The sequence below is a fragment of the Streptomyces fulvorobeus genome, assembly GCF_013167895.1.
Lineage (GTDB): Bacteria > Actinomycetota > Actinomycetes > Streptomycetales > Streptomycetaceae > Streptomyces > Streptomyces fulvorobeus.
Genome location: NZ_BLWC01000001.1, coordinates 1,511,179 through 1,523,302 on the forward strand (window position 1 = coordinate 1,511,179; position 12,124 = coordinate 1,523,302).

A 12,124-nucleotide genomic window follows, 5' to 3' on the forward strand; every position below is an offset into this window, starting at 1 on the left:
CGCACCGGGCCGTGCGGTCAGCTCGTACGGCCCGTCGCGGACAGGGCGGGCACCCGGAGTGCCGCCAGCACCGGAAGGTGGTCGGTGGCGGCCCGCAGGTCCGCTTCCGTGATACCCGCCAGGCCCCAGGGGACTCCGCAGCCGAGCACCTCGACCCCCTGCGTGGCGAAGACGGCGTCGATGCGCCGCCGGGGGCCGTCCGGCGGGAAGGTGTGCTCGCCGCCCCAGGGGCGTACGGCCCGGCAGTCCTGGAGCCGCCCGGCGAGCCGTGTGAACGCCCGTCCCTCCGGTCCCTCGTTGAGGTCACCCGCCGCCAGCGCGTGGGGCACCCGCATGGCGTCCAGCCGTTCGAGCAGGGAGTCCGCCTGGGCCAGGCGTTCCTCGCGCTGGAGGCTGAGGTGGCAGCTCAGGAGCCCGATCCGGGTGCCGGCGATCCGCACCACAGCGGTGGCGAAGCCCCTGCGGTGCAGTCCGGGGGTGAGCGGCAGCAGCACGTCCTCGGTCCGCTCCACCGTGGCCCGCAGCGAACAGAGCAGCAGGGGCCCGGCCGCTGAGGCACCGCCGGAGAGGACCACCAGGCCGGTGGCGGCGGCGAGCCGGGCGGCCGCCTTGCGCCAGCGGAAGAAGCGCGGGGCCTCCTGGACGAAGACCAGGTCGGGGCGGCAGGCGCGGATGACGCGGGCCAGGGCCTCGGTGTCGTCGCGCATCGACCGCACGTTGTAGCTGAGCACCCTGACGACGGCTGAACCGTCCGGCTCGGTACGGGAGTCGGGCAGCGGCGTCATGACCATGGGCGTCACCATACGCCGGACGCCCGCCGCTCCCCGAAGGGCGCGGCGGGCGTCCGGTCGTACGCTGGAATCAGCCCTGGCGGGCCAGGTCGGCCGCGCCGACCAGGCCGGCCTTGCCGCCGAGCTGCGCGGCGAGCACCTGTGCGTGCGGGCGCCATTCGCCGCCGATCAGCCAGCGCCGGAAGGACTTGCGGATCGGGTCGAGGACGAGTTCGCCCTCGTCCGACACACCGCCGCCGACGATGAAGGCGGAGGGGTCGAAGAGCGAGGCGAGGTCGGCGAGTCCGGCCCCTGCCCAGCGGGCCAGTTCACGGAACGAGTCGACGGCGACCAGGTCGCCCTGGCGGGCGGCGGCACTGATGTGCTTGCCCTCGATGCCCTCCACCGTGCCGTCGCCGAGCGACAGGAGAACGGCGGCGTTCTCCGGGGTGGCGTTGGCACGCTGCTTCGCGTACCGGACGAGCGCGCGCCCTGAGGCGTACTGCTCCCAGCAGCCCTGGCTGCCGCAGCCGCAGAGCAGGCCGTCCGGGACGACCCGGATGTGGCCGAACTCGGCGGCCACGCCGAAGCGTCCGCGCCGCAGCTTGTTGCCGATGATGATGCCGCCGCCCAGGCCCGTGCCGAGCGTGATGCAGATGACGTCGTCGTGGCCCTGGCCGGCCCCGAAGCGGTACTCGCCCCAGGCGGCCGCGTTGGCGTCGTTCTCGACGACGACCGGCAGGCCGACCCGCTGCTCGACCTTGTCCTTCAGCGGCTCATGGCGCCACTTGATGTTCGGTGCGAACAGCACGGTGGCGCGCTTGTCGTCGACGTATCCGGCAGCGCCGATGCCGACCGCTTCGACGTTGTGCCCCTCGCTCGCTCCGGCCACGGCAGAACAGATGGCGTCGACGATGCCTTCGGCCGTCGGCGGGGTCGATACCTTGAACATCGAGAGGATCTGGCCCTCTTCGTCGACCACTCCAGCCGCGATCTTCGTGCCGCCGATATCGACGCCGATGGTGAGTCCCATGAATCCCTCAGTTTCGGTCGAGCCCCGCTACCGGCCAACCGTACCCGAGGCAGGGGAGCCCCAGGGCCTACTGTCTGCGGCCCGGGGTCAGTCCAGGTCGATCTGCTCACTGCCGCCGGGTCCCTCGTCCCGGGGGTCGGACGGGTCGTCAGCGGCCTTCTTCGCGGTGCCCGCACCCCCGCGCCCCCGGCGGTACGGGTCCAGCGGGACTCCTGGCCCTCGACGGCCGAGCGGTAGGCGGCCAGAAGTTCGCCGCCGGCCGCCGCGAGGTGGTCGAAGAGTTCGGGATTGCGCTCGATGACGGGCTCCACGGCGGACTTCGCCTGCTTGATCACCTGCTGGACGGCACCCTGGGCGGCCACGCCGAGCAGCGGTGACTGGAGCGAGGAGACCTTGTCGGCGACCGCGTCGACCAGCTTGCGCAGTTCCTCCGCGGCGGAGCCGGGCTGCGGCCCGTACCGGGCACGGCGCCTGGCCTTCTCGGCTTCGAGGTCCTCGGCGCAGGCATCGGCCCACGCGTCGCCGTCGGCGGGACGGTCGGTGGCTTCACTCATGGCGGACTCCTGCGGCGGGGGTGGCGTAGTACCGACGTTACCCGAACAGGGGTAAACCGTTCATCGGGTCCGCGGCCAGAGCGCCGGGTCCGGCGCGAACCGGACACGCAGCACCCCCTCGGTGAGGGCGGCTCCGGAGACGGTGCAGCGGCGCAGTCCCGACTCCAGGCGCACGATCCGCCGGAAGGGGCCGACGGTGAGGAGGAGTTCGTCGCCGCGGCGCACCAGGTGCACGTCCTTCTTGCCGGCTTCCGGCAGCGGCAGGCACCAGACGAGGGCTCCCCCGGCCGGTTCGCCGCCGGCCGGGCCCGCAGCGCCGGCCTCCTCGGTCCACCAGGGGTCGCCCGCCGGTCCGGGCGTCCGGGCGTCGGGGGCGAGCCCGCCGAGGAGTGCGAGGTCCTCCGGGCCCCGCGGATCGCGGCCCAGGTGCGCGGCCTCCCGCAGTGTCCCGGGGGGCCACTGCCGCGCCCACTGGGCTGCCCACTTCTCCTGCTGGGCGGCGAGAGCGGCGAACCAGGGGTCCTGGGAGTGCCGGGGCAGCACCCGGCTGGCGACGAGCGCGTCGACGCGCAGTCCCCGCAGGGCGAGTCCGGTACGGGCGGCGCGCAGGGCGTCATCGGCGGCCGGGCCCGGTTCGGCGACCAGGCGCACGGTCGTCGAGGCGTCCTCGATCAGCGCCTGGACGGCGGCCAGCTCGGCGTCCTTGCGGGCGGCGGCCTCGTACAGCCACTGCGCGGGGGCGGGTACTCCCGCGAGCTGGGCGAGTACCGGGCGCAGGGCGCGTGCGGCCTGGCGTTCCGGCGGCAGGAGGCGGCGCAGGTAGCGGCGCAGCTGCTCGGGCAGGGCGAGCAGGGCGAGGGCGTCGCCGAGCGGCGGGAGGTCGACGACGAGGACGTCCGTGCCGCCCCCGGACCGGTCGCCCCCGGCGACGCGGTGCAGGGTGTGCAGGAACGCGAGCTGGGCGCTGCCGGGCAGTTCGGTCAGTTCCCCGGCGTCGAGGCGGTTGGCGCCGAGCAGTCCGAGGACTCCCGAGGCGCGGTCCTGGAGGTCGAGGAGCTCGTCGCGGAAGTGTGCGCCGGAGTCGACGCGGGCGTACCGCAGGCTGCCGGTCACCTCGACGGGTTCCGTGCCGCCGGCGGGGAATCCGGGTACGGCGTCGGCGGAGAGGAGGAGGGTGCGCAGGCCCGCCCGGGCCGAGGCCAGCGCGGTCGCCGCGGCGACCGTCGTACGGCCCGCACCACCGGGGCCGGTGACCAGGACCGTACGCACGCGGTCAGCCCCGCGGGAGGGATTCGACGCGCTTCTTCAGTCCGGCGAGCGCCCGGTCGGTGATGACCTTCTCCGCCTTGCGCTTGATCATGCCGAGGAGCGGGATCTTGACGTCGACGGCCAGCCGGTAGGTGACCTCGGTACGGTCGCCGGCCGGCGCCAGGGTGTAGGAGCCGTCCAGGGCACGGAGCATCTGGGACTTGACGAGGGTCCAGCTGACCTCGTTCGCACCGGTCCAGGTGTACGCCAGGACGTGGTCGTCCTTGATCGCCCCGGCGTCCAGGACCAGACGGACCCGCTCGGCGCGGCCCAGTTCGTCGGCGGCCAGCACCTCGGCCTGCTTCACCTCGCCGGTCCATTCGGGATAGCGGGTGAAGTCGGCGATCACTCCCATGACGTCGGCCGGTGCCGCCTCGATCATGATGCTCGAGCTGGTGTGTTCAGCCATCGCCGTGGCCCTCCGGTGCGGTGTAACCGTTCGCGTTCGGCAGAGGTCTGCCGCGTGCAGGCTATCGCGTACCGGACGGTGGCCGTCGCGCGGTCCGCCTCACCACTCCAGGGCCCACGGCCGCCCGGTGGAGGCGAAGTGGCCGACGTTGACGCACTCGGTGGCGCCGATCCGCATCCGGCGGACGAGCGGCTGGTGGACATGGCCGAAAAGCGCGTACCGGGGGCGGGTGCGCCGGATGGCGTCGAGGAGGGCCGCGCTGCCGCGCTCGAAGCGGCGGGCCACGGTGTCGTACGTCAGCTCGGGGACGTCGGGCGGGATGTGCGAGCAGAGCACGTCCACCGGCCCGAGCGCCTCGACCTTGGCCGCGTACTCCTCGTCGCTGATCTCGTACGGGGTGTTCATCGGGGTTTTGAGGCCGCCGCCGACGAAGCCGAAGACCCGGCCGCCGATCTCGACCCGCTCGCCGTCCAGGACGGTGGTGCCGGGGGCCGCGTACTCGGGCCAGAGGCCGGGGATGTCGACGTTGCCGTAGGTGGCGTACGTCGGGGTGGGCATGGCGGCGAACATCTGCGCGTACTGCTTGCGTACCGCGGCGATGATGGCGGCGTTGCGGTCCATGCCCGCCCACAGGGCGCGGCCGAACTCGCGGGCCTCCTCGAAGCGGCGGGCGGTACGCAGTTCGACGATGCGGTCCGCGTTCTCCACGCCGAAGAGGTCGGGGAAGATGCCGCGCGAGTGGTCGGCGTAGTCGAGGAAGAGCACCAGGTCACCGAGGCAGATCAGGGCGTCGGCGCCGTCTCCGGCGCGGGCGAGCGCCTCGCTGTTGCCGTGCACGTCGCTGACCACGTGGACCCGCGTACCGCTCTTCACCGCCGCGTCCGGGCCGTCCACTTCGCTGCCTCGCATCCGGACACCCTAGATCGCCGCCCGCCGCCCCGGTAGGGGCGGCCGGACCTGCGCTAACTTCCGGGCCGTCACCTGGGTGCACTACTGTGCGCGGGAGGCTCACGCCTCTGTGTGATGCATAAGACATCTGGCCGGAACCCCCTATCGGGAACTGCGTACCGGTGGGTAACGTCCGGGCAGTCCAGTCGTGCTCACCCCACGGAGCACCTCCAGTCTTGGACCGCATCCGGTGCGTCGCACAGAGCCGTGGCACCGGAGCCCGATGAGGAGCAGCAGTCTTGCGCGAGTTCAGCCTTCCGGCCCTGTACGAGGTCCCCTCGGACGGCAACCTGACGGATCTCATCCGCCGCAATGCCGCTCAGCATCCCGACGTCGCGGTGATGAGCCGCAAGGTGGCCGGTGTCTGGACGGATGTCACCGCCACCCAGTTCCTCGCGGAGGTCAGGAGCGCGGCGAAGGGCCTGATCGCTTCGGGCGTGCAGCCGGGCGACCGGGTCGCCCTGATGTCGCGCACCCGCTACGAGTGGGTGCAGCTGGACTTCGCGATCTGGAGCGCCGGCGCGGTCACCGTCCCGGTCTACGAGACGAGCTCCGCCGAGCAGGTCCAGTGGATACTCGGTGATTCGGGTGCCGTCGCCGTCCTCGTGGAGAGCGACGCCCACGCCGAGTCCGTCGCCTCCGTGCGCGACGCCCTGCCCGGCCTCCGGCACGTGTGGCAGATCGACCGGGGCGCGGTCGCCGAACTGGCCGCCGCCGGGGCGCGGGTCTCGGACGAGACCATGGATCTGCGCACGGTGAGCGCCAGGGCCGACGACCCGGCCACCATCGTCTACACCTCCGGCACCACGGGCCGCCCCAAGGGCTGCGTGCTGACCCACCGCAGCTTCTTCGCGGAGTGCGGCAACGTCGTGGAGCGCCTGAAACCCCTCTTCCGTACCGGCGAGTGCTCCGTACTCCTCTTCCTGCCCGCGGCGCACGTCTTCGGGCGGCTGGTCGAGGTCGCCTCGGTGATGGCCCCCATCAAGCTCGGCTGCGTACCGGACGTCAAGAACCTCACCGATGAGCTGGCCGCCTTCCGGCCGACGCTGATCCTCGGGGTGCCGCGGGTCTTCGAGAAGGTCTACAACTCGGCGCGCGCCAAGGCGCAGGCGGACGGCAGGGGCAGGATCTTCGACCGGGCGGCCGACACGGCGATCGCGTACAGCCGCGCGCTGGGCACCCCGCAGGGCCCGGCCTTCGGCCTCAGGATCAGGCACAAGGTCTTCGACAAGCTGGTCTTCGGCAAGTTGCGCGCCGTGCTCGGCGGCCGGGGCGAGTACGCCATCTCGGGCGGTGCGCCGCTCGGTGAGCGGCTCGGGCACTTCTACCGGGGTATCGGCTTCACGGTGCTGGAGGGTTACGGCCTGACCGAGAGCTGCGCGGCCACCGCGTTCAACCCGTGGGACCGGCAGAAGATCGGCACGGTGGGTCAGCCGCTGCCCGGTTCGGTCGTGCGGATCGCCGACGACGGCGAGGTGCTGCTGCACGGCGAGCACCTGTTCACCGGCTACTGGCAGAACGAGGCGGCCACGGCCGACGCGCTGGCCGACGCCTGGTTCCACACCGGTGACATCGGCACCCTCGACGAGGACGGCTACCTCGCGATCACCGGCCGCAAGAAGGAGATCATCGTGACGGCGGGCGGCAAGAACGTCGCCCCCGCCGTGATCGAGGACCGCATCCGCGCGCACGCGCTGGTCGCGGAGTGCATGGTGGTCGGCGACGGCCGTCCGTTCGTGGGCGCGCTGCTCACGCTGGACGAGGAGTTCCTGAGCCGCTGGGCCGAGGAGCACGGCAAGCCCGCCGGTTCGACGGCGTTGTCGCTGCGCGATGACCCCGAGCTGCTCGCCGAGGTGCAGCGCGCCGTGGACGACGGCAACGCGGCGGTGTCCAAGGCCGAGTCCGTACGCAGGTTCCGCGTCCTGGCAGCCCAGTTCACCGAGGAGGCCGGTCACATCACGCCCTCGCTGAAGCTGAAGCGGAACGTGGTGGCGAAGGACTTCGCCGACGAGGTCGAGTCCATCTACCGCTCCTGAGACGGTGAAGCGTCAAGGGCCCGTCCCCCGGGGTGGGGACGGGCCCTTGACGCTTCACCGCTGACGCCCCGTCAGGTGCTCAGAGCAGCGCCTTGAGCTTCTCCGCGAGCAGGTCCCAGCGCCACTTCTCCTCGACCCACGCCCTGCCCCGCTCCCCCATCCGCCGCCGCAGCTCCGGATCGCCGAGCAGGGTGACGATCCGGTCGGCCGACTCCTCGGCCGATGAGCCGCGTACCACCCAGCCGGTCTCGCCGTCGAGCACCGCGTCGGGCGCGCCGCCCGAGTCGCCCGCCACCACCGGCAGGCCGGTCGCGGACGCCTCCAGGTAGACGATGCCCAGGCCCTCGACGTCGAGGCCGCCGCGCCGGGTCCTGCACGGCATGGCGAAGACGTCACCGGCCCCGTAGTGGGCGGGCAGCTCCTCCCAGGGGACCGGCCCGGTGAAGCGCACCGAGTCCGTCACCCCCGTCTCGGCGGCCAGCTTCCTCAGCTCCCCCGCGTACGGTCCGCCGCCCACGATCAGGAGCACCGCGTCCGGCACCCGCGCGAGGATCGCGGGCATGGCGAGGATCAGGGTGTCCTGGCCCTTGCGGGGCACCAGGCGCGACACGCAGACGACGACGGGCCGGTCCGAGAGCCCGAGCCGCGCCCTGACCCGGTCGCCGCCCGACCCCGGGTGGAAGGTCTTCTCGTCGACCCCGGGCGGCAGCTGCACCATGCGGCCCGCCGCTGACGGGGTGAGTGCGGAGGCGATCCGGGAGCGGGTGTACTCGCCGAGGTAGGTGATCGTGTCCGTGCCCTCACCGATGCGGCGCAGCAGTTGCCGGGAGGCGGGCAGCTGGGCCCAGCCCGCCTCGTGCCCGTGGGTGGTGGCGACGATCCGCCGCGCACCGGCCCCGCGCAGGGCCGGTGCCATCAGACCGAGCGGGGCCGCGGCGCCGAACCAGACGGACGAGCAGCCGTGCTCCCGCAGCAGCCGGGCCGCCCGCCGGGTGACCCGGGGGTGGGCAGCAGCATCGTCGTGCGGTCGCGCACGACCGTGAAGGGCTGCTCGGCGTCGAAGGCGGCGGTGGCCGCGGCACCCTCGGCGCCGCGCTTCCAGGTGGAGGCGTAGACGACGAGCTGCGCGGGGTCCACGCGCAGCGCCATGTTGTGCAGGAACGCCTGGATACCACCGGGCCGGGGCGGGAAGTCGTTCGTCACGATCAGGGTCTTGTCCATCGCCGCCGACAGTACCGAACGGCCCCGCCTCCCCGCTCCCGCACCGTCCCGCCCGGCATCATGGCTCTCCGCGAGCGCCGCCGGACCAGGATGGGGCAGTCATGACGGGAGCGACCGGTACACGCCTGCCCCTCGCGGTGTGGGCCCTCACCAGAGCGGTGCTGCTGCTCTGCGTCCTCAAGGTCCTCACGGTCCCCGGGCCGGACGTCACGAGCGATGTGTCGGCGATCTACCACGGCTGGTACGAGGTGCTGAGGAGCGGCACCTACCCGGTGGACGACGTCACCTGGCAGTACCCTCCCGCCGCCGCGCTCGCCGTCCTCTCCCCCGCCCTGCTGCCGTTCCTGGACTACCCCTCGGCCTTCTACGTCCTGGTCCTGCTCTGCGACGCGCTGGTCATCGGCCTGCTGCTGTACGCGCGGCGGGGGCCGGGCCGGAGCGGCGCGGGGGCCTGGGTGTGGGTGGCGGGGGTGCCGCTGCTCGGCCCCACCGCGTACGCCCGTTACGACCTGATGGTCACCGCGGTCGCGGTGGCGGCGCTGCTGGCCGGGGTGCGCCGCCCGCGGGTGCTCGGGGCGCTGGCCGCTTTCGGGGCGCTGCTGAAGGTGTGGCCCGTGCTGCTGCTGGTGGGTACGGCGCGGGGGCGTGCCGGCCGGAGCGCGTGGACGTCCGCGGCGGCCGCGGCGGTGACCCTGGCGGTGCTGTGCGCGGCGGCGCTGCCCGGTGCGTTCGCGTTCCTGTCGTTCCAGCGGGACCGGGGCACCGAGATCGAGTCGCTGGGGGCGCTGGTGTTCCACGTGGCCCGGCAGTTCGGCTGGCAGGGCGGGGTGGAGCTGCGCTACGGCTCGATGGAGTTCACCGGCCCGTACGTGCCGCTGGTGTCCACGCTGGCGATGGGGCTGACGCTGCTCGCCTTCGGCTGGCTCCTGGTGTGGCGGCTGCGGGCCCGGACGTTCACGGTGCGCACCCCGGCGGACGCGGCGTTCACCGCGGTCCTGCTGTTCACGGCCACCAGCCGGGTCATCAGCCCTCAGTACATGCTGTGGCTGGTGGGTCTGTCCGCCGTCTGCCTGGTGTTCCGGGGCAGCCGGATGGTGCTGCCCGCCTCTCTGGTGCTGGTGGCCACGGGAGTCACGCTGCTGGAGTTCCCGCTCGGCTTCGCCCATGTCGTGGCCAGTGACGGCGTGGGGGTGGGGCTGCTGCTCCTGCGCAACGGGCTCCTGGTGGCCGCGACGCTCACCGCCGGGCTGCGGCTGTGGCGGGAGACCGTACCGGCCGGGGCGGGCGAGGCGCTTCCCGGGGATCGCGCCGACGGCCCGCGGAGCCGTCAGCCGAGCCGGTCGGCCAGGTAGTCCCGCCAGCTCGCGGTGAACTCCCGCTGTGTCGTGCCGAGCACCGTGTGCAGGGCGTGCTCCACCGCCCCGTCCCGCCCGGGATGGCCTCCCACGGCTCTGTAGAAGGCGATCAGCTTCTCCTCGCCCCAGCGGTCCGCGATGAGCTCGCAGGCCGTCCAGCCCCCCTCGTACGCCCGCGCGAGCCTCCCCGCGTCGCCGCCGAACTCGAAGTCGGCGTCGACGGGCAGCCCGGCGGGCGGTTCGCCGCCGCGGACCGCTTCGGCCAGCTCGGGGGCGACCAGGTCGGCCGGGCGGCTCCCGTCCCGGTAGGCGACCCAGTCGGCGAACCCCTCGGAGAGCCAGACCGGCGTGGCCGCGGAGGTCCGGGCCCGGGTCGCGACATGGGTGGTCTCGTGGGTGAGCACGATCTGCTGCCCGGACGCTCCGAGCATCGTGTACGCCTGCGGGTTGACGATCACCCGGTCCGCAGAACCGGGCGTCCTGCCCGACCCCCCGACCTCACCGGTGGTGACCGCCGCTATACCCCGGTAACTCGCCGCGGGCGAGCCCAGCAGCCGGGCCATGCCCTCCACCGAGTCCGGTACGAGCACGACCACGCGGCGGACCCAGGGCTCGGGCCAGGCGGCGCTGACGTCGGGTACGGCCCGGTCGGCGGCCCCCGCGACCCCGCGCAGTTCGGCCTGGGAGCGGCCCACACCCAGGACGAGGCTGTGGCTGCCCCGGACCACCTGGACGTCGCCCTGCTGCCACAGCTGGCCGGCGGCGCCCTCACCGGGACGGTCCGCGGCGATGTACCAGCGCCCGTCGGCGCCGTTCCTGGTCAGTTCGAGGGTGCGGGCCGCGGACACCGGGGCCCGGTCGTAGCCGTCGATCCGGTAGCGGAGCTCCACGTCGGCCCTGGCCCGGCCCGCGCCGCCCGGCGTCACGGCCTTCAGCTCGTACGACCACGACTTCAGCGGCACGTCGGCGAGGTTGGCGAGCTCCGCGCGCTGCGCGGCCCGCAGGGCCCCGGCCCCGGGGGCGAGCACGGCCAGGTAGCCGGCGGGGTCGTGGTTCAGGACCGCCGTCGCGCGGCGGTCGAGGGTGGCGCGGATCTCGTGCGCGGCCGTGTCCCGGGCCGGGTCACCGGGGGCCGAGCAGGCGGCCGCGAGGAGCAGCCCGGCGAGCACGGCGCCCGCCGTGCGCCGTGCCCGGGCCCGCTCCCGCCATGGGGATCGCCTCTGAAGAGCCATCCAGCCGATCGTACGGTCACAGGCGGGTGACCGAGGAGACGGGCATCATGCCGACGGGGTCGTAGCGCACCGGGGCGCCGGGGTAGGGGGCGTGGATCACCTGGCCGTCGCCCGCGTACATCCCGATATGGCTCGCGTCGGCTCGGTAGGCGACCAGGTCCCCGGGGCGGGCCTCGGAGAGCGGCACCATCCGGCCGGCGTGGCGCTGGGCCTGGGAGGTGCGCGGGAGGCTGACCCCGGCCTGGGCGTACGCCCACTGCATGAGGCCGGAGCAGTCGAACCCGGTGGGTCCGCTGGCACCCCAGACGTACGGGAGCCCGAGCGCGTGCCTGGCCGCCGCGAGGGCGGCCAGGGACCTTCCCGACCCCGGGGCCTCGTCCGCGAGGTCCGGGGCCGGCTCCTCGCGCCCGGAGCGGGAGGTGCGGTCGAGGGTCTCCCGCTCCTCGGTGGGCAGGGAGTGCAGCAGCCGCCGGGCCTCGGCCAGCTTGGCCTCCACGGTCCGCTTGTGGCGGGTGACGGCGGCCCGGCTGCTCTCCAGCCGGGCGAGGGACCTGGTGGCCTCCGCGCGGGTCTGGGCGACCGTGCGCTGAGCCTGCTGGAGCCGGTGCAGTTCGACGGTGCGGCGTGCGGTCAGCCGGTCGAGGGTGGCGGCCCGGTCCAGGAAGGTGTCCGGGTCGGAGGAGAGCAGCAGTGCGACCGTGGGGTCGATGCCGCCCGTGCGGTACTGGGCGCCCGCCAGCGAACCGAGGGCCGTACGCATCCGGTTGATGCCCTCCTGGCCCCGGGCCGCCGTGTCCTGCGCCCGGGCCACCTCGCCCCGCAGCCGGTCCGCCTTCTCCCCGGCCGCGTTGTAGCGCTCGGTGGCTTTCTCGGCCTCGGCGTACAGCCGGTCGACACGGGCCTTGGTCGCCTCGTGCGTGCCCTGCGGCTCGGCGCTCGCGGGGGCGCCCAGGGTGGCCGCGGCGGTCGCCGCGGCGGCCGACAGGACCGTGACCCGGACGGTCCTGTTGAGGCCGGACGGTGTGGAACGGCGATGGGACACCACGAAAGCCGTACTCCCTTCCGCGTACCCGCCCGCGAAGGACGCGGACGGTGCGCGGCCCCTGCCGCCCGGACGGGCGGAACGACGACCGGGAACCGCACAGCAGACAGACAGTAATCGGACGGCTACCCGGCGGCCAAAGACCGCGCCGGGTGGCGCGGGGCCGGGAAACGGCTCCGCCCCGCCGGTGACCTCGGTCTCCGGCGGGGCGGGGCG

At 73.8% G+C, this 12,124-nt stretch carries 9 protein-coding genes and 2 pseudogenes; 2 read left to right on the plus strand and 9 right to left on the minus strand.

What is annotated here, in order from left to right; translation table 11 throughout:
* Window positions 1-17: 17 nt before the first annotated feature.
* The 6 genes and pseudogenes from Sfulv_RS06760 to Sfulv_RS06785 form a co-directional block, all read right to left on the minus strand.
* The gene (locus Sfulv_RS06760; RefSeq protein ID WP_173312748.1) at window positions 18-791 is read right to left on the minus strand and encodes an endonuclease/exonuclease/phosphatase family protein; all 774 of its coding nucleotides are present in this window, start codon (window positions 789-791) and stop codon (window positions 18-20) included.
* A 70-nt stretch (window positions 792-861) separates the two neighbouring features.
* On the minus strand, window positions 862-1,803 hold the full coding sequence (locus Sfulv_RS06765) for an ROK family glucokinase (RefSeq protein WP_173312750.1): 942 nt from the start codon (window positions 1,801-1,803) through the stop codon (window positions 862-864).
* Window positions 1,804-1,890: 87 nt separating this feature from the next.
* Window positions 1,891-2,357: pseudogene (locus tag Sfulv_RS06770) on the minus strand (DUF5304 domain-containing protein).
* 60 nt (window positions 2,358-2,417) lie between these two features.
* On the minus strand, window positions 2,418-3,626 hold the full coding sequence (locus tag Sfulv_RS06775; RefSeq protein ID WP_173312752.1) for an ArsA family ATPase: 1,209 nt from the start codon (window positions 3,624-3,626) through the stop codon (window positions 2,418-2,420).
* Window positions 3,627-3,630: 4 nt separating this feature from the next.
* Entirely contained in the window at window positions 3,631-4,074 is a 444-nt protein-coding gene (locus Sfulv_RS06780; RefSeq protein WP_173312754.1) for an SRPBCC family protein, read from the minus strand.
* Window positions 4,075-4,173: 99 nt separating this feature from the next.
* Entirely contained in the window at window positions 4,174-4,983 is an 810-nt protein-coding gene (locus tag Sfulv_RS06785) for a metallophosphoesterase family protein (protein WP_173312756.1), read from the minus strand.
* Between the two features lie 278 nt (window positions 4,984-5,261).
* Between Sfulv_RS06785 and Sfulv_RS06790 the strand changes: the two genes are divergently transcribed.
* A complete protein-coding gene (locus Sfulv_RS06790) occupies window positions 5,262-7,058 on the plus strand; it encodes an AMP-dependent synthetase/ligase (protein WP_173312758.1) in 1,797 nt (598 codons plus the stop codon).
* Window positions 7,059-7,137: 79 nt separating this feature from the next.
* On the opposite strand, the pseudogene Sfulv_RS06795 reads toward Sfulv_RS06790, so the two are convergent.
* Window positions 7,138-8,279: pseudogene (locus Sfulv_RS06795) on the minus strand (glycosyltransferase family 4 protein).
* Between the two features lie 101 nt (window positions 8,280-8,380).
* Between Sfulv_RS06795 and Sfulv_RS06800 the strand changes: the two are divergent.
* Window positions 8,381-9,631 (plus strand): glycosyltransferase 87 family protein, encoded by a 1,251-nt coding sequence (locus tag Sfulv_RS06800; RefSeq protein WP_173312760.1) that lies wholly within the window; start codon window positions 8,381-8,383, stop codon window positions 9,629-9,631.
* Here Sfulv_RS06800 and Sfulv_RS06805 read toward each other — a convergent pair.
* Together Sfulv_RS06805 and Sfulv_RS06810 are read right to left on the minus strand one after the other, a co-directional pair.
* A complete protein-coding gene (locus Sfulv_RS06805) occupies window positions 9,607-10,866 on the minus strand; it encodes a hypothetical protein (protein WP_173312762.1) in 1,260 nt (419 codons plus the stop codon). The two genes, Sfulv_RS06800 and Sfulv_RS06805, sit on opposite strands and share 25 nt — an antisense overlap.
* Window positions 10,867-10,882: 16 nt before the next feature.
* Complete coding sequence (locus Sfulv_RS06810) at window positions 10,883-11,911, minus strand: C40 family peptidase (protein WP_173312764.1); 1,029 nt, start codon at window positions 11,909-11,911, stop codon at window positions 10,883-10,885.
* Window positions 11,912-12,124 lie beyond the last annotated feature (213 nt).